The 25,399-nt window shown below is 51.6% G+C and carries 28 protein-coding genes and 1 tRNA gene; 21 read left to right on the top strand and 8 right to left on the bottom strand.

Annotation, left to right across the window (positions count from 1 at the left end; genetic code table 11):
* Positions 1 to 289: 289 nt before the first annotated feature.
* From frdA to OGV82_RS20665, 5 genes are all read left to right on the top strand, one after another.
* A complete protein-coding gene (gene frdA / locus OGV82_RS20685; RefSeq protein ID WP_047459485.1) occupies positions 290 to 2,074 on the top strand; it encodes a fumarate reductase (quinol) flavoprotein subunit in 1,785 nt (594 codons plus the stop codon).
* Positions 2,074 to 2,808: a fumarate reductase iron-sulfur protein gene (gene frdB, locus OGV82_RS20680; RefSeq protein WP_012134453.1), complete on the top strand. Its 735-nt coding sequence runs from the start codon at positions 2,074 to 2,076 to the stop codon at positions 2,806 to 2,808. The genes frdA and frdB overlap by 1 nt, the downstream gene beginning before the upstream one ends.
* A 10-nt stretch (positions 2,809 to 2,818) precedes the next feature.
* The gene (gene frdC, locus OGV82_RS20675) at positions 2,819 to 3,214 is read left to right on the top strand and encodes a fumarate reductase subunit FrdC (RefSeq protein WP_012134454.1); all 396 of its coding nucleotides are present in this window, start codon (positions 2,819 to 2,821) and stop codon (positions 3,212 to 3,214) included.
* 10 nt (positions 3,215 to 3,224) lie between these two features.
* The gene (gene frdD, locus OGV82_RS20670) at positions 3,225 to 3,584 is read left to right on the top strand and encodes a fumarate reductase subunit FrdD (RefSeq protein WP_012134455.1); all 360 of its coding nucleotides are present in this window, start codon (positions 3,225 to 3,227) and stop codon (positions 3,582 to 3,584) included.
* Between the two features lie 109 nt (positions 3,585 to 3,693).
* On the top strand, positions 3,694 to 4,227 hold the full coding sequence (locus OGV82_RS20665) for a lipocalin family protein (RefSeq protein ID WP_047459488.1): 534 nt from the start codon (positions 3,694 to 3,696) through the stop codon (positions 4,225 to 4,227).
* A gap of 16 nt (positions 4,228 to 4,243) precedes the next feature.
* Here the strand turns inward: OGV82_RS20665 and sugE are convergent, their stop codons facing one another.
* Complete coding sequence (gene sugE, locus OGV82_RS20660) at positions 4,244 to 4,561, bottom strand: quaternary ammonium compound efflux SMR transporter SugE (RefSeq protein ID WP_012134457.1); 318 nt, start codon at positions 4,559 to 4,561, stop codon at positions 4,244 to 4,246.
* A 255-nt stretch (positions 4,562 to 4,816) separates the two neighbouring features.
* Between sugE and OGV82_RS20655 the strand changes: the two genes are divergently transcribed.
* A complete protein-coding gene (locus OGV82_RS20655; RefSeq protein WP_047459490.1) occupies positions 4,817 to 5,416 on the top strand; it encodes a LuxR C-terminal-related transcriptional regulator in 600 nt (199 codons plus the stop codon).
* A gap of 30 nt (positions 5,417 to 5,446) precedes the next feature.
* On the opposite strand, the gene ecnB is transcribed toward OGV82_RS20655, so the two are convergent.
* The 3 genes from ecnB to efp form a co-directional block, all read right to left on the bottom strand.
* Positions 5,447 to 5,593 carry a lipoprotein toxin entericidin B gene (ecnB, locus tag OGV82_RS20650; RefSeq protein ID WP_024130801.1) on the bottom strand — a complete coding sequence of 49 codons (147 nt, stop codon included), beginning with the start codon at positions 5,591 to 5,593 and terminating at the stop codon, positions 5,447 to 5,449.
* A 108-nt stretch (positions 5,594 to 5,701) separates the two neighbouring features.
* Positions 5,702 to 5,836 (bottom strand): lipoprotein antitoxin entericidin A, encoded by a 135-nt coding sequence (gene ecnA, locus OGV82_RS20645; protein ID WP_024130802.1) that lies wholly within the window; start codon positions 5,834 to 5,836, stop codon positions 5,702 to 5,704.
* A gap of 190 nt (positions 5,837 to 6,026) precedes the next feature.
* Entirely contained in the window at positions 6,027 to 6,593 is a 567-nt protein-coding gene (gene efp, locus OGV82_RS20640) for an elongation factor P (protein WP_012134461.1), read from the bottom strand.
* A 41-nt stretch (positions 6,594 to 6,634) separates the two neighbouring features.
* Here efp and epmB point away from each other — a divergent pair, with 41 nt between their 5' ends.
* Both epmB and OGV82_RS20630 read left to right on the top strand, forming a co-directional pair.
* Complete coding sequence (gene epmB / locus OGV82_RS20635; RefSeq protein WP_047459494.1) at positions 6,635 to 7,663, top strand: EF-P beta-lysylation protein EpmB; 1,029 nt, start codon at positions 6,635 to 6,637, stop codon at positions 7,661 to 7,663.
* Between the two features lie 183 nt (positions 7,664 to 7,846).
* Positions 7,847 to 8,710, top strand: a complete 864-nt coding sequence (locus OGV82_RS20630; protein ID WP_047459497.1) for a YjeJ family protein — start codon at positions 7,847 to 7,849, stop codon at positions 8,708 to 8,710.
* Between the two features lie 178 nt (positions 8,711 to 8,888).
* Here OGV82_RS20630 and OGV82_RS20625 read toward each other — a convergent pair whose 3' ends face one another.
* The 3 genes from OGV82_RS20625 to OGV82_RS20615 all read right to left on the bottom strand — a co-directional run bounded on the left by OGV82_RS20625 (position 8,889) and on the right by OGV82_RS20615 (position 11,485).
* The gene (locus OGV82_RS20625; protein WP_024130803.1) at positions 8,889 to 9,242 is read right to left on the bottom strand and encodes a DUF4156 domain-containing protein; all 354 of its coding nucleotides are present in this window, start codon (positions 9,240 to 9,242) and stop codon (positions 8,889 to 8,891) included.
* Positions 9,243 to 9,501: 259 nt separating this feature from the next.
* Complete coding sequence (groL, locus tag OGV82_RS20620) at positions 9,502 to 11,148, bottom strand: chaperonin GroEL (RefSeq protein WP_012134466.1); 1,647 nt, start codon at positions 11,146 to 11,148, stop codon at positions 9,502 to 9,504.
* 43 nt (positions 11,149 to 11,191) lie between these two features.
* Positions 11,192 to 11,485 carry a co-chaperone GroES gene (locus OGV82_RS20615; RefSeq protein ID WP_000027827.1) on the bottom strand — a complete coding sequence of 98 codons (294 nt, stop codon included), beginning with the start codon at positions 11,483 to 11,485 and terminating at the stop codon, positions 11,192 to 11,194.
* Positions 11,486 to 11,760: 275 nt separating this feature from the next.
* Here OGV82_RS20615 and yjeH point away from each other — a divergent pair, with 275 nt between their 5' ends.
* Positions 11,761 to 13,011: an L-methionine/branched-chain amino acid transporter gene (gene yjeH, locus OGV82_RS20610; protein WP_047459499.1), complete on the top strand. Its 1,251-nt coding sequence runs from the start codon at positions 11,761 to 11,763 to the stop codon at positions 13,009 to 13,011.
* A gap of 84 nt (positions 13,012 to 13,095) precedes the next feature.
* On the opposite strand, the gene OGV82_RS20605 is transcribed toward yjeH, so the two are convergent.
* Positions 13,096 to 13,572: an FxsA family protein gene (locus tag OGV82_RS20605; RefSeq protein WP_047459503.1), complete on the bottom strand. Its 477-nt coding sequence runs from the start codon at positions 13,570 to 13,572 to the stop codon at positions 13,096 to 13,098.
* Between the two features lie 338 nt (positions 13,573 to 13,910).
* Between OGV82_RS20605 and aspA the strand changes: the two genes are divergently transcribed.
* The 12 genes from aspA to OGV82_RS20545 all read left to right on the top strand — a co-directional run bounded on the left by aspA (position 13,911) and on the right by OGV82_RS20545 (position 25,393).
* Positions 13,911 to 15,347, top strand: coding sequence for an aspartate ammonia-lyase (gene aspA, locus OGV82_RS20600; protein ID WP_024130804.1), 1,437 nt, complete (start codon positions 13,911 to 13,913; stop codon positions 15,345 to 15,347).
* A gap of 114 nt (positions 15,348 to 15,461) precedes the next feature.
* On the top strand, positions 15,462 to 16,763 hold the full coding sequence (gene dcuA, locus OGV82_RS20595; protein ID WP_012134471.1) for an anaerobic C4-dicarboxylate transporter DcuA: 1,302 nt from the start codon (positions 15,462 to 15,464) through the stop codon (positions 16,761 to 16,763).
* 121 nt (positions 16,764 to 16,884) lie between these two features.
* A complete protein-coding gene (gene cutA / locus OGV82_RS20590; protein WP_012134473.1) occupies positions 16,885 to 17,232 on the top strand; it encodes a divalent cation tolerance protein CutA in 348 nt (115 codons plus the stop codon).
* Entirely contained in the window at positions 17,208 to 18,917 is a 1,710-nt protein-coding gene (locus tag OGV82_RS20585; protein ID WP_047459506.1) for a protein-disulfide reductase DsbD, read from the top strand. The genes cutA and OGV82_RS20585 overlap by 25 nt, the downstream gene beginning before the upstream one ends.
* A gap of 36 nt (positions 18,918 to 18,953) precedes the next feature.
* The gene (locus tag OGV82_RS20580; RefSeq protein WP_024130805.1) at positions 18,954 to 19,529 is read left to right on the top strand and encodes a transcriptional regulator; all 576 of its coding nucleotides are present in this window, start codon (positions 18,954 to 18,956) and stop codon (positions 19,527 to 19,529) included.
* Positions 19,530 to 19,644: 115 nt separating this feature from the next.
* A tRNA-Phe gene (locus tag OGV82_RS20575) sits at positions 19,645 to 19,720 on the top strand.
* A gap of 558 nt (positions 19,721 to 20,278) precedes the next feature.
* On the top strand, positions 20,279 to 20,689 hold the full coding sequence (locus tag OGV82_RS20570; protein WP_047459512.1) for an ASCH domain-containing protein: 411 nt from the start codon (positions 20,279 to 20,281) through the stop codon (positions 20,687 to 20,689).
* A gap of 663 nt (positions 20,690 to 21,352) precedes the next feature.
* The gene (locus OGV82_RS20565) at positions 21,353 to 21,955 is read left to right on the top strand and encodes a tyrosine-type DNA invertase (protein WP_012134478.1); all 603 of its coding nucleotides are present in this window, start codon (positions 21,353 to 21,355) and stop codon (positions 21,953 to 21,955) included.
* 404 nt (positions 21,956 to 22,359) lie between these two features.
* Entirely contained in the window at positions 22,360 to 22,998 is a 639-nt protein-coding gene (locus OGV82_RS20560) for a tyrosine-type DNA invertase (RefSeq protein ID WP_012134479.1), read from the top strand.
* A 473-nt stretch (positions 22,999 to 23,471) separates the two neighbouring features.
* The gene (gene fimA, locus OGV82_RS20555) at positions 23,472 to 24,020 is read left to right on the top strand and encodes a type 1 fimbrial major subunit FimA (protein WP_012134480.1); all 549 of its coding nucleotides are present in this window, start codon (positions 23,472 to 23,474) and stop codon (positions 24,018 to 24,020) included.
* 72 nt (positions 24,021 to 24,092) lie between these two features.
* The gene (fimI, locus tag OGV82_RS20550; RefSeq protein WP_012134482.1) at positions 24,093 to 24,632 is read left to right on the top strand and encodes a type 1 fimbrial minor subunit FimI; all 540 of its coding nucleotides are present in this window, start codon (positions 24,093 to 24,095) and stop codon (positions 24,630 to 24,632) included.
* A gap of 56 nt (positions 24,633 to 24,688) precedes the next feature.
* A complete protein-coding gene (locus OGV82_RS20545; protein WP_047463815.1) occupies positions 24,689 to 25,393 on the top strand; it encodes a fimbria/pilus periplasmic chaperone in 705 nt (234 codons plus the stop codon).
* Positions 25,394 to 25,399: the final 6 nt, after the last annotated feature.

The raw sequence follows: 25,399 nt of genomic DNA, 5'->3' as shown, positions 1-25,399 counted from the left end.
CTACTCGTAACACGCCAGTGAAACAAATTTTGTGCGGGAATAATGCGCTCCGCCGGAAAAGTAAAAAAAGTGAAGCCAGGTGGTTTAGTAATTAAATTAATCAGAATCAATGATAAATCGACTCGTTGATGCGCTAAAAAAATCGAACACGTCAAATTTCCCTCACATCCGTAAGACTATACTGTTGTACCTATAAAGGAGCAGTGGAAACGCGTTCGCAACCCGCATCAATCAGGAGTTCAATCTGATGGTGTACGGGGACGAAATAACAACAATCTGGAGGAATGTCGTGCAAACCTTTCAAGCCGATCTTGCCATTATAGGCGCCGGTGGCGCGGGATTACGTGCTGCAATAGCTGCCGCGCAGGCGAATCCTAACGCTAAAATCGCACTGATCTCAAAAGTGTACCCAATGCGCAGCCACACCGTTGCTGCCGAAGGGGGTTCAGCCGCTGTCGCCCAGGATCATGACAGCTTTGACTACCATTTTCATGATACGGTAGCGGGCGGAGACTGGCTGTGTGAACAGGATGTCGTGGATTACTTTGTCCACCATTGTCCAACTGAAATGACGCAACTTGAGCAATGGGGTTGCCCGTGGAGCCGCCGCCCGGACGGCAGCGTCAACGTACGTCGTTTCGGCGGTATGAAAATTGAGCGTACCTGGTTTGCCGCAGATAAAACCGGCTTCCATATGCTGCATACCCTGTTCCAGACCTCTTTGCAGTTCCCACAAATCCAACGCTTTGATGAACACTTCGTCCTGGATATCCTGGTCGATGACGGTCATGCCCGTGGCCTCGTGGCCATGAACATGATGGAAGGCACGCTTGTGCAGATCCGCGCCAACGCGGTGGTGATGGCTACCGGCGGCGCAGGCCGCGTGTATCGCTACAACACCAACGGCGGCATCGTGACCGGCGACGGTATGGGCATGGCGCTGGGCCACGGCGTACCGCTGCGTGATATGGAATTCGTTCAGTATCACCCGACCGGTCTGCCGGGTTCCGGTATCCTGATGACCGAAGGCTGCCGTGGTGAAGGCGGTATTCTGGTCAACAAAAACGGCTACCGCTATTTGCAGGATTACGGCATGGGCCCGGAAACGCCGCTTGGCGAGCCGAAAAACAAATACATGGAACTGGGGCCGCGAGACAAAGTGTCTCAGGCGTTCTGGCACGAATGGCGCAAAGGCAACACCATTTCCACACCGCGTGGCGATGTGGTTTACCTCGACCTGCGTCATCTGGGCGAGAAAAAACTGCTCGAACGTTTACCGTTCATCTGCGAACTGGCGAAAGCCTACGTGGGTGTCGATCCGGTTAAAGAGCCGATTCCGGTTCGTCCGACCGCGCACTACACCATGGGCGGCATCGAAACCGATCAGAATTGCGAAACCCGCATTAAAGGTCTGTTTGCCGTTGGCGAGTGCTCCTCTGTGGGTCTGCACGGCGCTAACCGTCTGGGTTCTAACTCTCTGGCGGAACTGGTGGTCTTTGGCCGTCTGGCGGGCGAACAAGCAATGGAACGCGCCTCAACTGCAGGCACGGCTAACGACGCCGCGCTTGATGCGCAGGTTGCGGGCGTTGAACAACGTCTGAAAGACCTCGTTAACCAGGAAGGCAACGAGAACTGGGCGAAAATCCGCGATGAAATGGGCCTGTCGATGGAAGAAGGTTGCGGTATCTACCGTACGCCGGAACTCATGCAGAAAACCGTGGATAAGCTGGCGGAGTTGCAGGAACGCTTCAAGCGCGTTCGTATCACCGATACCTCCAGCGTATTCAACACCGACCTGCTGTACACCATCGAGCTGGGTCATGGTCTGAACGTAGCGGAATGTATGGCGCACTCCGCGCTGGCACGTAAAGAATCACGCGGCGCTCACCAGCGTCTGGACGAAGGCTGCACCGAGCGTGACGACGTCAACTTCCTCAAACATACCCTCGCCTTCCGCGATGCTGATGGCACAACTCGCCTGGAATACAGCGACGTGAAAATCACCACTCTGCCACCGGCAAAACGTGTGTATGGCGCTGAAGCGGAAGCCGCCGATAAGAAGGAGAAGGCGTAATGTCTGAGATGAAAAACCTGAAAATTGAGGTGGTGCGCTATAACCCGGAAACCGACACCGCGCCGCACAGTGCTTTCTACGAAGTGCCTTACGATGAAGCGACGTCGCTGCTGGATGCGTTAGGCTACATCAAAGATAACCTGGCGCCGGACCTGAGCTACCGCTGGTCCTGCCGTATGGCGATCTGCGGTTCTTGCGGCATGATGGTCAACAACGTGCCAAAACTGGCGTGCAAAACCTTCCTGCGTGATTACACCAAGGGTATGAAGGTTGAAGCCCTGGGGAACTTCCCGATCGAACGCGATCTGGTCGTCGATATGACGCACTTTATCGAGAGCCTGGAAGCGATCAAGCCGTACATCATCGGCAACCCGCGTACGCCGGATCAGGGGCCAAATACCCAGACCCCGGCGCAGATGGCGAAGTATCACCAGTTCTCCGGTTGCATCAACTGTGGTCTGTGCTACGCCGCGTGCCCGCAATTCGGCCTGAACCCTGAGTTCATCGGCCCGGCTGCGATCACGCTGGCGCATCGTTATAACGAAGACAGCCGCGACCACGGTAAGAAGGAGCGTATGGCGCAGTTAAACGGTCAGAACGGCGTATGGACCTGTACCTTCGTGGGCTACTGCTCCGAAGTCTGTCCGAAACACGTCGATCCGGCTGCGGCCATTCAGCAGGGTAAAGTAGAAAGTTCGAAAGACTTTCTTATCGCCACCCTGAAACCACGCTAAGGAGTGCAACATGACGACTAAACGCAAAGCCTATGTGCGGCCAATGACGTCCACCTGGTGGAAAAAACTGCCGTTTTATCGCTTTTACATGCTGCGCGAAGGCACGGCGGTTCCGGCAGTCTGGTTCAGCATTGAACTGATTTTCGGCCTGTTTGCCCTCAAACATGGCGCGGAATCCTGGATGGGCTTCGTTGGCTTCCTGCAAAACCCGGTAGTGGTGATCTTAAACCTGATCGCCCTGGCGGCAGCCTTGCTGCACACCAAAACCTGGTTTGAGCTGGCGCCAAAAGCCGCCAACATCATTGTTAAAGACGAAAAAATGGGGCCAGAGCCGATCATTAAAGGTCTCTGGGTTGTTACTGCGGTTGTCACCGTAGTCATACTGTATGTTGCCCTGTACTGGTAAGGAGTCCGGGATGATTAATCCAAATCCAAAACGCTCTGACGAACCCGTATTCTGGGGCCTGTTCGGTGCAGGTGGTATGTGGGGCGCGATTATTGCGCCGGTAATGGTTCTGTTGGTGGGTATTCTGCTGCCGCTGGGACTTTTCCCGGGCGATGCGCTGAGCTATGAACGCGTACTGGCGTTCGCCCAGAGCTTCATTGGCCGCGCGTTCCTGTTCCTGATGATCGTCCTGCCGCTGTGGTGCGGTTTACACCGTATGCACCATGCGATGCATGACCTGAAAATCCATGTGCCAAGCGGAAAATGGGTATTCTACGGTCTGGCGGCGATTCTGACCGTTGTCACGGCAATCGGCATCCTCACAATCTAAGCCATACGCCCTCTTATCTGCGCGATAAGAGGGCGCTTTTTTATTTCCCCTTCTCCCTTATTTTTCCCGCCAGGTTCTACACTTAGAAAAAACCGCTAAGGAAAATCCCATGCGCCTGCTGCCTGTCGTTGCCGCCGTTACCGCTGCGTTTCTGGTCGTCGCGTGTAGCACGCCTGTCCCGCCCAGGGGCGTTACCGTTGTCACTGACTTTGATGCCAGACGCTACATGGGCACCTGGTATGAAATCGCGCGTTTCGATCACCGCTTTGAAAGCGGTCTTGAAAAAGTGACGACAACCTACAGTCTGCGGGATGACGGTGGCCTGAACGTCCTCAACAAAGGCTACAACCCGGACAGGGGCATGTGGCAGAAAACAGAAGGGAAAGCCTGGTTTACGGGCGACCCCAGCCGCGCCGCGCTGAAAGTATCGTTCTTCGGCCCCTTCTACGGCGGGTATAACGTCATTGCGATCGACAGAGAGTACCGCCATGCGCTGGTGTGCGGCCCGGATCGCGACTACCTGTGGATACTCTCACGCACGCCGACACTCTCTGAAGAGATGAAGCAGCAGATGCTGGCCGTCGCGACCCGGGAAGGGTTTGATGTCAGTAAATTAATCTGGGTAAAACAACCCGGCGCTTAACGCTTTTCCCGGAGGATTAGTGAGCGCTGAGCTTCAGCCCAATAATCCCCGCTACGATCAGCGCAAGGCTCGCCAGACGCGCAGGACTGGCGGATTCGCCAAGCAGCAAAATGCCGGTGATGGCAGCCCCTACCGCGCCGATGCCCGTCCAGACCGCGTATGCCGTGCCAACCGGTAAGGTTTTCATCGCCCATGACAACAGCGCCATACTGACAATCATCGCCGCAATGGTAATGACGCTGGGCGTCAGGCGACTGAATCCGTGAGTATATTTCAGGCCGACCGCCCAAACGACTTCAAGCAGACCCGCAATGAACAAAATTATCCAGGACATATCTGGCTCCAGAAAAATGGGGCCGTCCCCGGTGAAAGATACATTTGCAGGTCGTCCTGCAAAGCAGAGGTGTGAGAAAGCATTTTTGCCTGCGAAAAAATCAAATTCAACCCTTTTATTTTCCGCCGTTGCAAAAGCATGAATTGGGCGCAATTCGCAGCGCAGTTCACGCATTCGACGCTCATCGGACTTCTCTATGATGAGACGCTTTCTGAAGTCAGGAAGCCATCGCCTACTTCTGGATGCGGAAAGTTTATGTTAAAAATTTTAGTGATTGACCGCTGCCATTTCACCCGCACGGGGATAGAGGCCTGGCTTAATCATTCTGGCTTATTTGATTCTTCGTTCCTGGTATCAGGGTTGAATAACTTGCTACTGGCAAAAGAGCATATTTCCCAGTGGAAACCTCATCTGGTTATCGCTGACTTATATAGTTTTTTCAACTACAGCCACTCTTTTAAGCCAGCAGAGCCGCTCCTGATGGCCTGCGGAGCCACACCTTTAATTTTGCTGCAATCAGGCGGCGGACAGTACCAGGCCGATAGCGACCCGCTGTATCAGGTCCATGCCGTAGTATCGAAACAGGCCACGCTGCATGAGCTATCGCGGAATATTCAGGACGTGCTGCTTGCCCAGTCTGTTACTGACACGCCAAAAACCGCCACGCCGCTGCTTACGCCGCAGGAGGAAAAGGTGCTGACAATGTGGATGGAAGGTGCGGGAAACAACGCAATCGCGGCTGCGCTCGGTATTCACGGCAAAACGGTCTACACCTACAAACGCAATATCCGCATGAAATTGCATATGGATAATCGCTACTCGCCGTTTTTATCCTTACCGGAGCAAATCAATTAACGGTACGACGCCACGCCGTACCGTTCACATTTATTGCTGGGCTCTGGTCGCGGCGCCTGAAATGGCGCTGCCGCCTTCAGAGATATCCTGCCCAACGCCGCGTGTTGTATTACACGCAGTTAGCACGGAAGAAAGCACCAAAACAGAAAAGATCGCTGCAATTGTTTTCTTAACCATAACGTCTTCCTTTTCTAGCCAATGTTGTTTGTGTATAGCCACTTAAGCATAGACAAGATCCCGCAATGTGACGGGCGTTCGACGATTTTTTAAGACACCTGGAAATAATTAGCTGGCAGCGTGAGAGATAGAATTGCCGAGATGTTTGATGTCTTCACCAAAGCCACGCGCGGTATTACACCCCGTCAGCAACGCGCCGGTGAAAAGAATGAGTGCTACAAGACTGATAAGACGTTTCATCATTCCTGCCCTGGGAAAAGGTATGGCGCAGCTCAATGCCGCACCATAAATTCAACTTAGCAAATTGCTGACAAACTCCACGTCTGTTTTACCGGATGGCGGTAATACCCATGCGTCACGCAGTCGCCGTAGGCCCGATAAACTTGCGCCATCGGGCATTTCAGACGTTGTCATCAATCTTAATGTCAGCGTCTTATTTAACGCGGGATACGTATTCGCCAGAGCGCGTATCCACTTTGATCACTTCGCCAATCTGGACGAACAGCGGAACTTTAACCACTGCGCCAGTAGACAGCGTAGCCGGTTTGCCGCCAGTACCTGCGGTATCGCCTTTCAGGCCTGGATCGGTATCTACGATTTCCAGTTCAACAAAGTTCGGCGGGGTCACGGTGATCGGCTGGCCGTTCCACAGGGTCACGATGCACTCAGCCTGATCCAGCAGCCATTTCGCGCTGTCGCCGATCGCTTTGGCGTCAGCAGACAGTTGTTCGAACGTTTCGTTGTTCATGAAGTGCCAGAACTCACCGTCGTTGTACAGGTAAGTCAGGTTCATATCGACAACATCAGCACCTTCAGCAGAGTCGGTGGATTTGAAGGTTTTCTCTACACGAGTGCCGGTCAGCAGGCGGCGCAGTTTAACGCGTGCGAATGCCTGGCCTTTACCCGGTTTAACGAATTCGCTGGCTTCAACCGCATAAGGTTCGCCGTCCAACATGATTTTAAGACCAGCACGAAAATCGTTGCTATAGTACGTTGCCATAAGGCCCTCTGAAAATTGTTAACTGGTAGCTAAGCCACAAAATGGCGCATATTGTAACCCTAAATACCCCATCCAGAGAAGATTGGTTAGCGCAACTTGCCGATGTTGTGACCAATCCCGATGAACTACTGCATCTTTTGAATATAGACGCAGATGAAAAACTGTTGGCCGGACGCGACGCCAAACGCCTGTTCGCCCTGCGCGTACCGCGATCTTTCATCGCGCGTATGGAGAAAGGCAATCCCAACGATCCGCTTCTGCGTCAGGTACTTACCTCACAGGACGAATTCGTAACCGCCCCCGGTTTTTCCACCGACCCGCTGGAAGAGCAGCACAGCGTCGTGCCCGGATTACTGCACAAATACCGCAACCGTGCGTTGCTGCTGGTAAAAGGCGGATGCGCGGTAAATTGCCGCTACTGCTTCCGTCGCCACTTCCCGTATGCGGATAATCAGGGCAACAAACGCAACTGGCAGGTCGCGCTGGACTACATCGCCGCACACCCTGAACTGGATGAGATCATCTTCTCTGGCGGCGATCCTTTGATGGCGAAAGATCACGAACTGGACTGGTTGCTTACGCAACTGGAAACGATCCCGCACATCAAACGGCTGCGTATCCACAGTCGTTTGCCGATCGTGATCCCCGCGCGCATTACGGATGGGCTGGCAGCCCGCTTTGCGCGCTCTTCTCTGCAAATTCTGCTGGTGAACCACATCAACCACGCCAACGAAATTGACGACACGTTCCGTCAGGCCATGACGACGCTGCGCAACGCGGGCGTTACCCTGCTCAACCAGAGCGTACTGCTACGCGGGGTGAACGATAACGCGCAAACGCTGGCAAACCTCAGCAATGCGCTGTTTGACGCCGGCGTCATGCCCTACTACCTGCATGTGCTGGATAAAGTTCAGGGCGCGGCGCATTTCATGGTGAGCGACGATGAAGCGCGGCGAATTATGCGTGAACTGCTGACGCGGGTATCCGGTTATATGGTGCCCAGACTGGCGCGTGAAATTGGCGGGGAGCCGAGCAAAACACCATTAGATTTGCAGTTACGCCAGCAATAATTGTTCAAACGAGTGTCCGGTTTCGGACACTCGCCCTTAAAATCGCTTATTTGAATCCGTTCATATAGCGCGACACTTTCCATATTATGTTATTTTAATAACATAATACACCGAATATATTTCAAAATTATATATTGATTCAAATTAAGTTACCTGATTAATAATTGGTTAGGGAGAACCTTTATGGCGATGAGTATCAAAGGCGTTAATACGGGCGTTATTCGCAAAGCGAATGAGTTTATTGCGCTGGCATTAAAAATAAAAGAACCGAGGAATAAAGAGTCGTTGTTTTTTCTGACGGCGCTGGAATTAAGAGATCTGCTGATCGCTCTGGAAAGCAGGCTGCACCAGAAGCATCACCTGTCCCCCAACGCTCGCCAACAATATGAAAAAGCACGGGATAGAGTCAGTAAAAAAATGCTTGAGAGCATTCCGGCCATTCAGGAAGAGGAACTCAAAAACGCAGATATTAATCGCCGGGTGAATACATTAACGCTGATAGACGACCAGAGCGAAAACGTCATGCTTTCTTTTACGCTGCATGACGGTAAAACATGCGAGCTGATGATTAATGAATTACAGATTGACGTTCTGGTGCGCGCAATTATTCGCGCTATAGATAATGCCGGTATGCGTGAGCTGGTGCTGCGTATTACATCACTACTGGATTTTCTGCCATTATATGATGCCGACTGTCTGGATAACGGTAATCTGGAATATGACGCCTACGCGCAACCTGAATGGAAGCACAATCTCTTCAGCCATTATCTGGCGGTGCTCTATCGTTATACCGATGAGACAGGTAAAACACATTTTAGCGGCGCTGTGGTGAAAAACCGCACCCCTTCTGGCAGCAAAGAGGCAGAGGCCATTTCACGCCGACTGCTTGATTTCAGCCCACGGCTGAAGAAGCTGGCCGGGAAACCGTGCCAGGTGTTTGTCAGAACGCTAACCGCTGATAAGACGCACAAACTCACTCAGGAGCAGTGCCTGCGCGCGTTGCATCATTTACGCATACAGTCGGTCGAGAAAGCGAAAAACGCCTGATGGCGCTACGCTTATCCGGCCTACGATCACATACGCCTGTATAGACCACTGTATTACACAAAATCATTCAACCTGCATCACGGCGGCAAGCAAAGAAATCCCCAGCAGCACAGATAACTATGTGACTGGGGTTTCACAGCGCAGCCAACAAAGAGGCAGGTTGAAGAATGAAGTGTAATCAGTTAGGGCACTTATAAACCTGACCGTTCATTTCACTGGCGGTCGGGACAAAGCTGGACAACATTCCCTGCGTTGGGCTGCTGACGCCATAAATCACATTTCCGCCCATTGCCGCAGCCTGGTTACGCAGGTCGTTCGCTGCACCACGCATGGAGCCGCCCTCTTCACCGTGCTGACCAGAAAGCCAGTTGCTTTGCTTACCGGTCGCAGTGCCGATCAACTGGCATTCTGCGCCAGGCTTGTCTTCCACAAAACGCACACTTTGCCCGGCAGCGGTCAGTTGGTTGCTGGAGCTACAACCCGCCATCAGCAGCGCAGCACCGACGATCCCTGCTAAATATTTTACGTGCATGTTATTCCCCATAATCAATGAGCTGGACGCCACTCACGTCGTCCATGTCTGAATCTTATACTAAAAAGATGACCAAAAGAAAAACCCCCGAACATTTCTGCCCGGGGGTTTCTAAATTCTGGGAGATGAGCACCCAAATCATTCTGGTTGCAGGGAGGCGGCCAGTTTGTTAATCCCCAGAAGCTTACTCAAGTAAGTGACTGGGGTTAGCAAACGCAGCCAACGCCTCTGCGGCCTGAAGGATGCAGGGTGTGGGCAATTACATCATGCCGCCCATTCCACCCATACCGCCCATGCCGCCGGCTGCGCCTAAGTCAGGAGCATCGCCTTTCGGCAGGTCAGTTACCATGCACTCGGTAGTGATCATCAGACCAGCCACAGATGCCGCGTACTGCAAAGCAGAACGGGTTACTTTGGTCGGGTCCAGGATACCCATATCGATCATGTTGCCGTATTCTTCGGTTGCTGCGTTGTAACCGTAGTTGCCGTCGCCGCTTTTAACGGTGTTAGCCACAACAGACGGTTCTTCGCCGCAGTTCAGCACGATCTGACGCAGCGGGGATTCCATTGCGCGCAGCGCAACTTTGATACCCACGTTCTGGTCTTCGTTCTGGCCTTTGAGTTCCGCAATTTTAGACGCGACGCGAATCAGCGCAACACCACCACCAGCAACCACGCCTTCTTCAACCGCAGCACGGGTCGCGTGCAGGGCATCTTCAACGCGTGCTTTTTTCTCTTTCATTTCAACTTCGGTCGCAGCGCCAACTTTGATAACCGCAACACCGCCTGCCAGTTTCGCTACGCGCTCTTGCAGTTTTTCACGGTCGTAATCGGAAGTGGCTTCTTCGATCTGCTGACGGATCTGAGTGACACGGCCCTGGATCGCAGACTCTTCACCCACGCCATCAATGATGGTGGTGGTGTCTTTGTTGATCACAACGCGTTTTGCCTGACCCAGGTCTTCCAGGGTAGATTTTTCCAGCTCCATACCGATCTCTTCAGAGATGACGGTACCACCGGTCAGGGTTGCGATATCTTGCAGCATTGCTTTACGACGATCACCGAAGCCCGGCGCTTTAACCGCCGCCACTTTCACGATGCCGCGCATGGTGTTAACCACCAGCGTAGCCAGCGCTTCGCCTTCCACATCTTCAGCGATGATCAGCAGCGGTTTGCCTGCTTTCGCAACGGCTTCCAGAACCGGCAGCATTTCGCGGATGTTAGAGATTTTCTTATCAGCCAGCAGGATGAACGGGCTTTCCAGTTCTACTGCGCCAGTTTCCGGCTTGTTGATGAAGTAAGGAGACAGGTAGCCACGGTCGAACTGCATACCTTCAACCACGTCCAGCTCATCCTGCAAACCAGTACCGTCTTCAACGGTGATCACGCCTTCTTTACCGACTTTGTCCATCGCTTCAGCGATCAGTTTACCTACGGTTTCGTCGGAGTTAGCGGAGATAGTACCAACCTGAGCAATGGCTTTAGAATCAGAGCACGGTACGGACAGGGTTTTCAGTTCTTCAACCGCAGCAGCAACCGCTTTGTCGATACCACGTTTCAGATCCATCGGGTTCATGCCCGCAGCAACGGCTTTCAGACCTTCAGTGATGATGGACTGAGCCAGTACGGTCGCGGTGGTGGTGCCGTCGCCTGCCGCGTCGTTCGCTTTAGAGGCAACTTCTTTCACCATCTGCGCGCCCATGTTTTCGAACTTGTCTTCCAGCTCGATTTCACGCGCTACGGAAACACCATCTTTCGTGATGGTCGGCGCACCGAAAGATTTATCCAGAACCACGTTACGGCCTTTCGGACCGAGGGTCACTTTCACTGCGTCTGCCAGTACGTTTACGCCGCGCAGCATTTTCACACGAGCGTCGTTACCGAATTTTACGTCTTTAGCTGCCATTTTCTCTTTCCCTTAAATTCGTATGTTCAGTGTCGTTCGCGGATTACGCTTCAACAATTGCCAGAATGTCGCTTTCAGACATGATCAACACTTCTTCATTGTCGATCTTCTCAGATTTCACACCATAGCCATCGTTGAAAATAACGATGTCGCCAACCTTAACGTCCAGCGGCTGCACAGTACCGTTATCCAGGATGCGACCCTTACCGACAGCGATGATTTCGCCACGCGTTGATTTACCCGCTGCGGAACCGGTCAGAACAATGCCGCCAGCAGATTTGGATTCAACTTCTTTACGTTTGACGATCACACGATCATGTAACGGACGAATACTCATTGATAGCTCTCCTTTGAGAAAGTCTTTATCAGTTATGGGTGACGCCGGCCCGTGAACGGTTTCCCGGCTAGTGACCAGAGAGATGGGGATGGGTTTTTGCCCCTTCAAGGGGGCAGATGAAAAAAAATTCTTATCAGCAGAAAATCGCGCGAAAACGGTAGCTCACCTCACATTTCATAACGATTTAAGGCGGCCCGTCATAAGTAAATCCGATTGTGTTACCATCGAAAATCTGCGCAGTTGCCCAAAAATTGGGCGTAACCGGATAGTGACTCATGAGTGGACTAAAACAAGAGCTGGGACTGGCTCAGGGCGTGGGCCTGTTGTCGACATCACTGTTAGGAACCGGCGTCTTTGCCGTCCCGGCGCTGGCCGCGCTGGTGGCGGACAATAACAGCCTGTGGGCCTGGCCTGCGCTCATCGTTTTAGTCTTTCCTGTGGCGATTGTTTTTGCCATCCTGGGGCGTCATTTCCCCAGTGCGGGCGGCGTGGCGCATTTTGTCGGGATGGCGTTTGGTTCACGAATGGCGCGCGTCACCGGATGGCTGTTCCTGTCGGTCATCCCCGTCGGCCTGCCGGCGGCGCTGCATATCGCCGCCGGATTCGGTCAGGCGATGTTTGGCTGGCACGGCTGGCAGCTTTTACTGGCGGAATTCGGCACGCTGGCGCTGGTGTGGTTCATTGGCTCTCGCGGCGCCAGCTCCAGCGCCAACCTGCAAACGATCATTGCCGGGCTGATTGTGGCGCTGATTGTCGCCATCTGGTGGGCGGGCGATCTCAAGCTGAACAAAATTCCGTTCCCTGCCCCTGCGGATATTGAGCTGCCCGCCTTGTTCGCCGCGCTGTCGGTTATGTTCTGGTGCTTTGTCGGCCTTGAAGCGTTCGCCCATCTGGCATCGGAATTTAAAAACCCTGAACGCGATTTCCCGCGCGCACTGATGATCGGCCTGCTGCTGGCCGGCTCCGTTTATTGGGCGTGTACGGTGGCGGTTCTGCATTTTGACGCCTACGGCGCGCAAATGGCGGCGGCAGCGTCGCTCCCTGACATCGTCGTGCGATTGTTTGGCGTACAGGCGCTGTGGGTCGCCTGCATTATTGGTTATCTGGCCTGCTTCGCCAGCCTGAATATCTATATCCAGAGTTTCGCCCGCCTTGTCTGGTCACAGGCGCAGGACAGGCCAGATCATTATCTGGCGCGTCTTTCTGCCCGCCGCGTTCCCCGCAATGCGCTGAACGCCGTACTGGGCTGTTGCGTACTCAGCACATTGTGCATTTACATCCTTGAGATCAATCTCGACGCGCTGATCGTCTATGCCAACGGCATTTTCATTATGATCTACTTGCTGTGTATGCTGGCCGGGTGTCGGTTGCTGGCAGGACGCTATCGCGCGCTGGCGGTGACTGGCGCTCTGCTGTGTCTGTTATTGCTGGCAATGGTGGGATGGAAGTGTCTGTACGCGCTGATTATGCTGACGGCGTTGTGGCTGTTTTTACCCCGCAGGTTGGCTAAGCGTCAGCATTCGTAGGCCCGGTAAGCATAGCGCCACCGGGCATTTATGCCGGATGGCGCCGCTGAAGCGGTTTATCCGGCCTACGGTTCAACGTTTGATTTAATCCTTGCGGTCGTCTTTATGATCTAAACGGTCACGCTCGTCATCTTTACGCTGAAACTCACCGTCAAACGTCTCGCCGCCGCCCGTTCCGGCGCTAAAACCGCCGTCAGGCATACGGGAAAAACGCAAATGCGGCAGCAACTTCATGGTCAGGTGTTTCTGCACGGGCGGCAATAAAAGAAGCAGCCCCAGGAAGTCGGTGAAGAAGCCGGGCAACACCAGCAGCAGGCCCGCGATGATCAGCGACACGCTCTTGATCATCTCCGCCGCCGGACTCTCGCCAGCCGCCATTTTCTGCTGCATCAACAAAAAGTTCTTGAAACCCTGGTTTCGCACCAGCGACATACCAATGACCGAGGTGAAAATCACCAGGATCAGCGTCATCAGGACGCCCAGCACATGGGCGACCTGGATAAAAATAGAAATCTCAATGTAAACATAGAGAAAGATGGCAATAAACGGTATCCAGCGCAAAGGACTCTCCTGTAAATGACAGCCGTTTTCATCACGTCTGTCTGATATGGGTGCGCGATTCACATGCGTCAGATGTTGAGACGGTTAGCAAAATTTCAAGCTGTTTGTACACTTATTTTTAGTGGTAATCCCAAAGCGGTGACCTATTTCACAAAATAATAAATAAGGGGTAACTTCCCACACTTTAAGTGATCCAGGTTACGGTAGAAATCCTGAAGCAGAATATGATCTCGAGTATCAGACCGATGCAGGGGATAATCGTCGGTCAGGAAACATTCGAAACCACATATATCCTGTGTGTTTATGTAATTATTGGCAGCTTGAAAAAGAAGGTTCACATGTTAAACAACATTCGTATCGAAGAAGATTTGTTGGGTACCAGGGAAGTTCCAGCGGATGCCTACTATGGTGTTCACACTCTGAGAGCGATTGAAAACTTCTACATTAGCAATAACAAAATCAGCGATATCCCTGAATTTGTACGCGGTATGGTAATGGTGAAAAAGGCAGCGGCCCTGGCCAACAAAGAGCTGCAAACCATCCCTAAAAGTGTGGCCAACGCCATCATTGCCGCATGTGATGAAGTCCTGAATAACGGCAAATGCATGGACCAGTTCCCGGTAGACGTTTACCAGGGCGGTGCAGGTACTTCCGTCAACATGAACACCAACGAAGTGCTGGCCAATATCGGGCTGGAACTGATGGGTCATCAGAAAGGTGAATATCAGTACCTGAACCCGAACGACCATGTGAATAAATGTCAGTCCACCAACGACGCCTATCCGACCGGTTTCCGTGTTGCCGTTTACGCGTCTATCGTCAAACTCATTGATGCAATCAATCAGTTGCGTGAAGGCTTCGAGCGTAAAGCCGTTGAGTTCCAGGACATCCTGAAAATGGGTCGTACCCAGTTGCAGGATGCTGTACCGATGACCCTCGGCCAGGAATTCCGCGCTTTCAGCGTACTGCTGAAAGAAGAAGTGAAAAGCATTGAACGTACTGCTGAGCTGCTGCTGGAAGTTAACCTCGGCGCGACGGCAATCGGTACTGGCCTGAACACCCCGAAAGAATACTCTCCGCTGGCGGTGCAGAAACTGGCTGAAGTCACTGGCTTTGCCTGCGTACCGGCAGAAGACCTGATTGAAGCAACGTCCGACTGCGGCGCTTATGTCATGGTACACAGCGCGCTGAAACGCCTGGCTGTGAAGATGTCTAAAATCTGTAACGACCTGCGTTTGCTCTCCTCAGGCCCACGCGCGGGTCTGAACGAGATCAACCTGCCGGAACTACAGGCGGGCTCTTCTATCATGCCAGCGAAAGTAAACCCGGTAGTACCAGAAGTTGTTAACCAGGTATGCTTCAAAGTCATCGGTAACGACACCACCGTAACGATGGCAGCCGAAGCAGGCCAGTTGCAGCTGAACGTAATGGAGCCGGTTATCGGCCAGGCGATGTTCGAATCTATCCACATTCTGAGCAATGCCTGCTACAACCTGCTGGAAAAATGCATTAACGGCATTACCGCAAACAAAGAAGTGTGCGAAGGATACGTTTATAACTCCATCGGCATCGTCACCTACCTCAACCCGTTCATCGGCCACCACAACGGCGACATCGTTGGTAAGATTTGCGCCGAGACCGGTAAGAGCGTCCGTGAAGTGGTGCTGGAGCGCGGCCTGTTGACTGAAGCAGAGCTGGACGATATTTTCTCCGCACAGAACCTGATGCACCCGGCTTACAAAGCAAAACGTTATACTGATGAAAGCGAACAGTAATCGTACAGGGTAGTAACACAGGAGGCACGTCAGATGACGTGCCTTTTTTCTTGTCATAAGTTACCAAATAACAACAATTTAATATCAACTTGTTAAACAACAAGGAAGGCTAATATGATAGTTTTAGAACTTATCATCGTTTTGCTGGCAATCTTTTTGGGTGCCAGACTTGGGGGCATCGGTATTGGATTTGCAGGTGGGCTTGGCGTTCTGGTTCTTGCAGCCATCGGCGTTAAACCAGGGAATATCCCGTTCGATGTTATTTCCATCATCATGGCGGTTATCGCTGCCATCTCCGCAATGCAGGTTGCGGGCGGTCTGGACTATCTGGTTAACCAGACGGAAAAACTGCTGCGCAAAAACCCGAAATACATCACGATCCTTGCACCGATCGTCACTTATTTCCTGACTATCTTTGCCGGTACTGGCAACATCTCTCTGGCAACCCTGCCGGTTATCGCTGAAGTGGCGAAGGAGCAAGGCATCAAACCTTGCCGTCCGCTCTCCACCGCGGTGGTTTCCGCACAGATTGCGATCACCGCATCGCCTATCTCTGCGGCGGTTGTGTACATGTCTTCCGTCATGGAAGGTCATGGCATCAGCTATATTCACCTGCTGTCCGTGGTGATTCCGTCCACTCTTCTGGCGGTACTGGTGATGTCCTTCCTGGTCACAATGCTGTTTAACTCTAAACTTTCTGACGACCCGGTTTACCGCAAACGTCTGGAAGAAGGGCTGATCGAGCTGCGCGGCGAAAAGCAAATTGAAATCAAACCGATGGCAAAAACCTCGGTCTGGCTGTTCCTGCTGGGCGTTGTCTGCGTCGTGGTTTATGCCATCGTCAACAGTCCAAGCCTCGGCCTGGTCGCAACACCGCTGATGAACACCACCAACGCGATTCTGATCATCATGCTGAGCGTCGCGACGCTAACGACCATCGTCTGCCGTGTCGAAACGGACTCCATCCTGAACTCCAGTACCTTTAAAGCAGGTATGAGCGCCTGTATCTGTATTCTGGGCGTAGCATGGTTGGGCGATACTTTCGTTTCTCACAACATCGACTGGATCAAAGACACTGCGGGTAGCGTGATTCAGGGCCATCCGTGGTTGCTGGCCGTCATCTTCTTCTTTGCTTCCGCTCTGCTGTACTCTCAGGCAGCCACAGCGAAAGCGTTGATGCCAATGGCACTGGCGCTGAACGTCTCTCCGCTGACCGCTGTCGCGTCTTTCGCTGCGGTTTCCGGCCTGTTCATTCTGCCGACCTACCCAACGCTGGTCGCTGCGGTTCAGATGGATGACACCGGTACAACCCGTATCGGTAAATTCGTCTTTAACCACCCGTTCTTTATCCCAGGTACGCTGGGTGTTGCCCTTGCCGTTTGCTTCGGCTTCTTGCTGGGCAGCGTCATGCTGTAAGTTCTCCTCGCGGGGCGTATACGCGCCCCGCTTTCTTACCTCCGCTTTGACTAACATCCCGCCGCCTTCCGTTGTATAGTGACCACACTCTTGCTGCTCTTTCTGTTCTTTCGAGGTGTTTATGCTTGATGATAATAGTCAGGATATCTCCATCCCCGAGGCCGTCGTGGTGCTCTGTACCGCGCCGGATGAAGCAACAGCCCAGGATCTGGCCGCTAAGGTGCTGGCGGAAAAACTGGCCGCCTGCGCCACGTTACTGCCGGGCGCGACATCCTTGTATTACTGGGAGGGCAAACTGGAGCAGGAATACGAAGTGCAGATGATTTTAAAAACCACCGTTTCGCACCAGCAAGCGCTTCTTGAATGCCTGAAGTCTCATCACCCGTATCAAACGCCTGAACTTCTGGTTTTACCCGTCACTCACGGAGACACTGATTACCTCTCATGGCTCAACGCATCCTTACGCTGATCCTGCTGCTGTGTAGCACATCCGCCTTCGCCGGATTATTTGACGCACCAGGCCGCTCGCAGTTTGTCCCTGCCGACCAGGCTTTTTCCTTTGATTTTCAGCAGAATCAACATGACCTGAACCTCTCCTGGCAGGTGAAAGACGGCTACTATCTTTACCGCAAACAGATAAGCATCACCCCCTCTCAGGCCGAAATTGCCGAAATCCAGCTCCCGGCGGGCGTCTGGCATGAAGATGAGTTTTATGGCAAAAGCGAAATCTACCGCAAGCGCTTAAACATTCCGCTCATCGTTAACCAGGCCGCATCCGGCGCGACGTTAACCGTGACGTATCAGGGCTGTGCTGACGCAGGCTTCTGCTATCCGCCGGAAACCAAAACCGTGCCGTTAAGCGAAGTGAGCGCCAGCACGGTGGCTAAATCCACGCCGTCGCCGGTCGCGGCACAAACGGAGGAGACGCCGCAACCTGCCGCCCGGCTGCCTTTCTCCGCGCTGTGGGCATTGCTGATTGGCATCGGGATCGCCTTTACGCCCTGCGTCCTGCCGATGTATCCGTTGATTTCCGGCATTGTGCTCGGCGGTAAACAACGCCTCTCAACCGGACGCGCGCTGCTGCTGACCTTTATCTACATACAGGGTATGGCGCTTACCTACACCGCGCTGGGGCTGGTTGTGGCCGCTGCCGGGCTACAGTTCCAGGCGGCGCTCCAGCACCCTTATGTGCTAATCGGCCTTGCGCTGGTCTTCACGCTGCTGGCGCTGTCAATGTTCGGACTGTTCACGCTACAGCTGCCTTCTTCATTGCAAACGCGCCTCACGTTGATGAGTAACCGTCAGCAGGGCGGCTCTCCTGGCGGCGTATTTGTCATGGGCGCGATTGCCGGGCTTATCTGCTCGCCATGCACCACCGCGCCGCTGAGCGCCATTTTGCTGTACATCGCCCAGAGCGGGAACATGTGGCTTGGCGGTGGAACGCTGTATCTCTACGCGCTGGGCATGGGGCTGCCGCTGATTCTGGTCACCGTGTTTGGCAACCGTCTGCTACCGAAAAGCGGCCCGTGGATGGAACACGTCAAAACCGCTTTTGGCTTTGTGATCCTCGCGCTGCCGGTCTTTTTGCTGGAACGGGTAATCGGCGACGAGTGGGGGCTGCGTCTGTGGTCGCTGCTGGGCGTCGCCTTCTTCGGCTGGGCGTTTATTACCAGCCTGCACGCCAGACGCGGCGGGATGCGCATTGTGCAAATCATCCTGCTGGCGGCGGCGCTGGTCAGCGTACGCCCGTTACAGGACTGGGCGTTTGGCGCAACAACCGCCCAGACGCAGGCGCACCTGAACTTCAAGCCGATTACGACAGTCGATGCGTTAAATCAGGCGCTGGCAGAGGCAAAAGGAAAGCCGGTAATGCTGGATCTCTACGCCGACTGGTGCGTCGCCTGTAAAGAGTTTGAGAAGTACACCTTCAGCGATCCGCAGGTTCAGCAGACGCTGGGCGACACCGTGCTGCTACAGGCTAATGTCACCGCCAACAATGCGCAGGATGTCGCCTTGCTCAGGCACCTGAATGTGCTGGGTTTACCGACAATCCTGTTTTTTGATGCGCAAGGCCATGAGCACCCGAATGCGCGAGTGACGGGCTTTATGGATGCGACGACCTTTAGCGCACATTTGCGCGATCGCCAACCGTGAGCGACACTTTCTGTGGGAAAGACGGAGGAGAATACCGTGCAACGTGAAGATGTCCTGGGAGAAGCCCTGAAATTACTTGAGGTTCAAGGGATAGCAAACACCACGCTTGAGATGGTGGCAGAACGCATTGATTATCCGCTTGATGAGTTACAGCGCTTCTGGCCCGATAAAGAGGCTATTCTGTACGACGCCCTGCGTTATCTGAGTCAACAGGTAGACATCTGGCGTCGCCAGCTTTTGCTTGATGAAACCCTTACCGCAGAACAAAAACTGCTGGCACGCTACAACGCGCTTTCGGAGTGCGTGAGCAACAACCGCTATCCTGGTTGTCTGTTTATTGCTGCCTGTACGTTTTATCCCGACCCTGCCCACCCTATTCACCAACTGGCCGATCAGCAAAAACGGGCGGCGCATGACTTCACCCACGAATTGCTGACAACGCTCGAAATTGACGACCCGGCGATGGTGGCGAAACAGATGGAACTGGTGCTGGAAGGTTGCCTCAGCCGAATGCTGGTCAATCGCAGCCAGGCTGATGTGGATACCGCCCACCGTCTGGCGGAGGATATACTGCGCTTTGCCCGCTGCCGTCAGGGCGGCGCGTTGACGTAATTAGAGCCAATTTTGCGCTTTTTGCGTGAAAAGCAGGCAGTCAGCTGTCTTTTGTCATTTTTTTCATGGAAAGCCGTTGACGCCTGCGCCCCTTTACGGTTTAATGCGCCCCGTTGCCCGGATAGCTCAGTCGGTAGAGCAGGGGATTGAAAATCCCCGTGTCCTTGGTTCGATTCCGAGTCCGGGCACCACTATTTAAAGAAACCAGCCTACGGGCTGGTTTTTTGCTTTCTGGCGTTCCGGTAGATTTCTGGTCATTGCAGGACGTTATTTGCTTGCTGGATTTCTCGCCATTTTCTTAGATGTTCGTTGCATTTAAAGACATATATACCCTCTGACAAGCCTATCTCTTACTTCCAGATACGGTCTTTCTACGATCAGCTACGGTCAGCTACGGTTATTTTCATTTCTAACTGTTCATAATGATGCAAAAGCACGAGGAAAACGGGGGAATCTGACAACATGCGCCCTCCACTAGTCATATGGGGATATTCACAAGTCCGTCCACCTACAACATACACTTCTTTCCCTTTCACTTCTTACCATTACCAGAATCCCCCCACCATAAAATGATTTATCAATAGTAATACTACTTAAGCTGAACGTATTGCATTATTAAATCTGAGTGTCCGCTCTGAGCGAGGAGCGGACCACATTATCTGAAGAAAGGCATCACTGATAATGTCGGGACAGCTCATAATAAAAAATGTATAACTTTTCTTTTCATCGACGGTTAAGAAGGGATTTTAATGGTTTCGGTTAAGGAAATAAAAATGAAGTATCCAGGCGCAGATGCCTGGCAAATGGGTGACAGCCCGGAACTGGCTAGCGAGCTTGCGGACCTGATCAAAAAAGGGATCAAAACGGCCTCTTGCGGATCTTTTGCCTCTTACCAGCAGGAGGAATCTGCCCCGAGGATTGGGAGTTATAACATTATCCTTGATGGACAGAATGTTCCGGTCTGCGTGATCAGACTGGTTTCAATGCGACTGGTGCGTTTTTGTGATGTGACTGAGGCGTTCGCCCGCAAAGAAGGTGAAGGCGATTTAAGCCTTGAATACTGGCAGAAAGAGCATCAGCGGTTTTTCACCCGCGAAGGTCATTTTTCTGAAGATATGGAGTTGATCGCAGAAGAGTTTGAAGTGGTTGAGATGCTGTAAGACGAGATAAACGGCTGACGTTTTATCAATTGCCATTTATAACAACGTCTCCTCCTGGCACAGAGCTGCCTGTCAGATTAGATTAAACTCTGTATTGTGACAAAGCCAGGTCAAGTCTGAGCTAATACATATGAAGAGTGTATACAGGCTTCGCACCGCAGCAAACCGTTCTGACTTAATGGTAGATATCAAAGCGAGAAAGATTGAAAAACATATACAAACTGAAGAAAACCTGCAACCCCGGTAAAAATGAACTGTGTGAAAGAGTGAAATAGCCTCTTGAAATAACAATACACCGCACACGCTAAAAAAATAAGTCCATTGAGAATAATATATTTATGTAGAATCTTATGTGGTTCATTCACCTTATCTTTTCGCCATTCAATTACCCTTAAGTTAAATTAATCATATTACCATATGATAACTACAGCGATAGTCCCGTCATTACGGATATGTAATTCATCTACGAGATCAAAAAACAAATTAGCTCTGCATATGACTAATTATTCATTTGTGACTCTACATAAATTTAAGAACATATCATTATTTTTAACTACACCTGGTTATTTCCTGAAGAAAAAGCTATTATTCGGCAAATTTTAATCCATTAGAAGAGAGTCAGGTATAAGCGGAATGTCGGCAAAATAAAGGATAACAGGTGATATGAAAAATAATAATGGACTAGAGAAACGCAGGTTTATGACACAAAATGAAATCAATTTAATTCTTAATGCTGTTAGTACAGGAACCTATGCAGTGCGTAATCGCTGTCTGGTTTTGCTGTGTTTTATTCATGGGTTAAGGGCAAGCGAAATATGTCGTCTGCGTATCTCAGATATTGACCTTAAGGATAAATGTATACATATTTACCGATTAAAAAAAGGATTCTCAACTACCCATCCCTTACTGGAAGAGGAAATTCGTTCGATAAAGTCCTGGCTGAAAATTCGCCTTACAAGCCAACATTCAGAAACTGAATGGTTGTTTTTATCACGTAAAGGCAATCCCCTTTCCAGACAGCAATTTTATCAGATAATCGCCAGGGCCGGGAAGAAAGCAAAACTTGCAATTTGTGCCCACCCGCATATGCTTCGCCATTCCTGTGGATTTGCTCTGGCAAATATGGGGATAGATACCCGCTTGATTCAGGATTACCTTGGCCATCGCAATATTCGTCATACTGTCTGGTATACTGCCAGTAACGCTGGGCGTTTTTATGGCATCTGGAATAAAACAAAAAACAGAGATGTCTGTAGCAGACTGTAAGGAAAGAAAAATATAGACAGTAAATAAGTCTGAATAAAGCTATGTGCCATGGATGGCACTGTAATAGTCGCATTAGCTGTATGGTTATCTATTTTATGTTTCTACACTATATCCTGTGTTATTTTTTCTGGCCAGTATAATTGACACCTCTGACATGGTCTGAATAGTTATTCCCCCGCTGAATACGTTTTTCCCCTCTGAGAATATACGGAATAGTCTTCTTGTGATGTCTGATGAAATCTTTAGAATGAAGTCGCCCACTGACATGGGGCTTTGTGAGCTTCATAGAATAAAATGGGATAGTGGTCAATATGTGCAATTAATAATACATCCCTAGCTTTAGCTATCAGTTATTCGTATCACTGGAGCTGACTCTTTATCATTCTGATACCAGGAGAAATATTATGAACCGACGCCGTTTTCTTACTGCCAGAGAAGTTCAGGCCATGATGAAAGCCGTACGTCATGGTCAGACAGGAGAGCGAGATTATTGCCTTATCCTGCTGGCCTTTCGTCATGGAATGCGTATAAGTGAACTACTGAACCTGCATTACCGGGATTTTGATCTTTATGAAGGTCGGATCAATATCCGCCGACTGAAAAATGGTTTTTCTACTATTCATCCCCTCATGCCGGACGAGTGTGAAGCCATTGAATGCTGGAGCCGGGTTCGTGCGAGCTGGAAAGGAGCGCAGAAAATAAACGCGGTGTTTATTTCCCGCAAAGGCTCACAACTTTCCCGCCAGCAGGCATACCGTATAATACGTTCTGCTGGTCAAAAGGCCGGAACCAGCACCACCACACATCCGCATATGCTGCGACATGCATGTGGTTATGAACTTGCTGAAAGAGGTACAGATACACGTCTAATCCAGGATTACCTTGGTCACCGAAATATTCGCCACACCGTACGTTATACAGCCAGTAATGCCGCCCGGTTTGCAGGATTATGGGAAAGGGTAAATCCGCTAGAGGAAAAGCTACTAAAACAGAAGATCAAAAATGATGAACTATATAGTTCATTGATAACTAAGGAAAAATAAGACGCTGAACAAGTCAATTGGGACCAAACTGTCTATATCATAGAGGAATTTTGTAATTTTCTGCAACCTGTAAGTCCATTTTTTTTGCGAAAAAAAAATATCCAACTGATTTAAAATTGTTTTTTTACTCACATTTTTTTACGTTTCATACATCCTCACCTTTTTTCCGCACCTTTTCTCCGCACGTCGAGTTCTGCTTTCCACTTGTCTTGTTGATATAACTCACGATCACCTCAGATATATTCATCTATATAAAACCAAAAAATAAGAATTAAATTCCAGAGCAACGCATAAAAAAACGAAATTAAGAAATTTATTGCTACGAGTCAAAATGGTCCCAATTGACTCATCAGTTGGGTAAAAACTGCGCAAGATCGGCAGTCGAACTATTCGGCTTAAACCTGAAATGCCAGGAAGGTACAACGACTGCCAGTTTCGGTTCGTAATATCGACATTGTTTAAAGGAAAACCGCATGAAAATCAAAACACTGGCAATCGTTGTTCTGTCAGCACTGTCCCTGAGCTCCACAGCAGCCCTGGCCGACACCACCACGGTAAACGGCGGCACCGTGCATTTTAAAGGGGAAATCGTTAACGCCGCTTGTGCAGTTGATGCCGGTTCTATCGATCAGACAGTTCAGTTAGGCCAGGTTCGCTCCGCCAAACTCGCTGCTGAAGGCAACACCAGCTCCGCTGTGGGTTTCAACATTCAACTGGATGATTGCGACACGACCGTTGCAACCCAGGCATCCGTTGCGTTCACAGGTACTGCTGTTAATGGCGCCAACCCTACCGTTCTGGCGCTACAGAGTTCCGCATCAGGCGGCGCGACTAACGTCGGCGTACAGATCCTCGACAAAACTGGCACCGCTCTGGGGCTGGATGGCGCGACCTTCAGCAGCGCTACCACGCTGAATGACGGTACTAACATCATTCCTTTCCAGGCTCGTTACTACGCAACTGGCGCAGCAACTGCCGGTACTGCGAACGCAGACGCAACCTTCAAAGTGCAATACCAGTAATTCAAACGTCTGACAGGGAAGCATTCCGGGCCAGGATGGCCCGTTATCCATAACAGGACAGGGGTGATAACGATGCAAGGAGTGAAATCAGGTCTGCTGATATTTCTGTTTCCGTCGCTGGCACTGGCTGGCAATCACTGGAACGTGACATTGCCCGGGGGAAACATGCGTTTCCAGGGGGTCATTATTGCCGAATCCTGCCGCGTTGAAGCAGGAGATCAACAGATGACGGTCAATATGGGGCAGATCAGCAGTAATCGGTTTCATTCGTCTGGGGAAGATGCCAACCCCGTGCCATTCGATATTCATCTACAGGATTGCAGCACTGCCGTGAGTCAGCGCGTAGGCGTGTCATTTCGCGGAGTTGCCGACGGCAAAAACCCGGAGGTGCTTTCAGTTGGCGAAGGGCCGGGAATAGCAACCGGCGTAGGCATCGCTTTATTTGATAAAGACAATCAATTGATTCCACTCAACAGCCCGCCGGGTGCCTGGACGCAGTTGTATAGCGGCCCCACCACGCTTCATTTCGTGGCGAAGTATCGGGCAACCGGGAAGCAGGTCACCGGGGGAGCCGCCAATGCTCAAATCTGGTTCTCTCTGACCTATCAGTAATTAGCCAGCAGGTATGCCGGAAACAGGAAACAACGGTGAGTACGAAAGGGGAAAATGTGAAAAAAACACTGGAGATGACACGCGGCTTACTGGCGGGCTTTTTGATGCTCGCCGCAAGCGGTTTTTCCGCCAGCACTGAAGCAGGCGTGGCGCTGGGCGCAACCCGGGTTATCTATCCGGCCGGACAAAAACAGGTTCAGCTGGCGGTGACCAATAACGACAATAACAGTACCTATCTGATTCAGTCATGGGTTGAAAACGCCGATGGCGGCAAAGATGGTCGTTTTGTCATCACCCCTCCGCTGTTTGCGATGCAAGGTAAGAAAGAGAATACCTTGCGCATTATTGATGCCACTAACAACCAGTTACCGCAGGACCGGGAAAGCCTGTTCTGGGTAAACGTAAAAGCCATTCCTTCGATGGATAAATCAAAGCTCAGCGATAACACCTTACAACTGGCGATTATCAGCCGCATCAAACTCTACTACCGCCCAACGAAACTGGCTCTGCCACCGGATCAGGCGGCGGAAAAACTGACCTTTAACCGTGACGGTTCATCGCTGACGCTCAACAACCCGACGCCGTATTACCTGACGGTGACCGAACTCAATGCCGGTACGCGCGTGCTGGAAAATGCGCTGGTGCCGCCAATGGGTAAAACCTCGGTCAAGTTGCCACCTGATGCCGGTAGCAACATTACCTACCGGACGATTAATGACTATGGCGCACTGACCCCGCAAATGAAGGGCGTTCTGCGTTAACACAGG

Source organism: Citrobacter sp. CK191 (assembly GCF_030333435.1).
In the GTDB taxonomy this organism is placed as follows: Bacteria; Pseudomonadota; Gammaproteobacteria; order Enterobacterales; family Enterobacteriaceae; genus Citrobacter_B; species Citrobacter_B koseri.
The sequence above is the reverse complement of the archived record's forward strand: the minus strand, read 5'-3'. Positions and strand labels throughout refer to the sequence as shown.

Excerpts from the sequence above, each read along its gene's own strand:
- frdB (WP_012134453.1), top strand. The coding sequence starts at position 2,074 with ATGTCTGAGATGAAAAACCTGAAAATTGAGGTGGTGCGCTATAACCCG.
- frdC (WP_012134454.1), top strand. The coding sequence starts at position 2,819 with ATGACGACTAAACGCAAAGCCTATGTGCGGCCAATGACGTCCACCTGG.
- frdD (WP_012134455.1), top strand. The coding sequence starts at position 3,225 with ATGATTAATCCAAATCCAAAACGCTCTGACGAACCCGTATTCTGGGGC.
- OGV82_RS20665 (WP_047459488.1), top strand. The coding sequence starts at position 3,694 with ATGCGCCTGCTGCCTGTCGTTGCCGCCGTTACCGCTGCGTTTCTGGTC.
- sugE (WP_012134457.1), bottom strand. The coding sequence starts at position 4,561 with ATGTCCTGGATAATTTTGTTCATTGCGGGTCTGCTTGAAGTCGTTTGG.
- OGV82_RS20655 (WP_047459490.1), top strand. The coding sequence starts at position 4,817 with ATGTTAAAAATTTTAGTGATTGACCGCTGCCATTTCACCCGCACGGGG.
- ecnB (WP_024130801.1), bottom strand. The coding sequence starts at position 5,593 with ATGGTTAAGAAAACAATTGCAGCGATCTTTTCTGTTTTGGTGCTTTCT.
- ecnA (WP_024130802.1), bottom strand. The coding sequence starts at position 5,836 with ATGATGAAACGTCTTATCAGTCTTGTAGCACTCATTCTTTTCACCGGC.
- efp (WP_012134461.1), bottom strand. The coding sequence starts at position 6,593 with ATGGCAACGTACTATAGCAACGATTTTCGTGCTGGTCTTAAAATCATG.
- epmB (WP_047459494.1), top strand. The coding sequence starts at position 6,635 with ATGGCGCATATTGTAACCCTAAATACCCCATCCAGAGAAGATTGGTTA.
- OGV82_RS20630 (WP_047459497.1), top strand. The coding sequence starts at position 7,847 with ATGGCGATGAGTATCAAAGGCGTTAATACGGGCGTTATTCGCAAAGCG.
- OGV82_RS20625 (WP_024130803.1), bottom strand. The coding sequence starts at position 9,242 with ATGCACGTAAAATATTTAGCAGGGATCGTCGGTGCTGCGCTGCTGATG.
- groL (WP_012134466.1), bottom strand. The coding sequence starts at position 11,148 with ATGGCAGCTAAAGACGTAAAATTCGGTAACGACGCTCGTGTGAAAATG.
- OGV82_RS20615 (WP_000027827.1), bottom strand. The coding sequence starts at position 11,485 with ATGAGTATTCGTCCGTTACATGATCGTGTGATCGTCAAACGTAAAGAA.
- yjeH (WP_047459499.1), top strand. The coding sequence starts at position 11,761 with ATGAGTGGACTAAAACAAGAGCTGGGACTGGCTCAGGGCGTGGGCCTG.
- aspA (WP_024130804.1), top strand. The coding sequence starts at position 13,911 with ATGTTAAACAACATTCGTATCGAAGAAGATTTGTTGGGTACCAGGGAA.
- dcuA (WP_012134471.1), top strand. The coding sequence starts at position 15,462 with ATGATAGTTTTAGAACTTATCATCGTTTTGCTGGCAATCTTTTTGGGT.
- cutA (WP_012134473.1), top strand. The coding sequence starts at position 16,885 with ATGCTTGATGATAATAGTCAGGATATCTCCATCCCCGAGGCCGTCGTG.
- OGV82_RS20585 (WP_047459506.1), top strand. The coding sequence starts at position 17,208 with ATGGCTCAACGCATCCTTACGCTGATCCTGCTGCTGTGTAGCACATCC.
- OGV82_RS20570 (WP_047459512.1), top strand. The coding sequence starts at position 20,279 with ATGGTTTCGGTTAAGGAAATAAAAATGAAGTATCCAGGCGCAGATGCC.
- OGV82_RS20565 (WP_012134478.1), top strand. The coding sequence starts at position 21,353 with ATGAAAAATAATAATGGACTAGAGAAACGCAGGTTTATGACACAAAAT.
- OGV82_RS20560 (WP_012134479.1), top strand. The coding sequence starts at position 22,360 with ATGAACCGACGCCGTTTTCTTACTGCCAGAGAAGTTCAGGCCATGATG.
- fimA (WP_012134480.1), top strand. The coding sequence starts at position 23,472 with ATGAAAATCAAAACACTGGCAATCGTTGTTCTGTCAGCACTGTCCCTG.
- fimI (WP_012134482.1), top strand. The coding sequence starts at position 24,093 with ATGCAAGGAGTGAAATCAGGTCTGCTGATATTTCTGTTTCCGTCGCTG.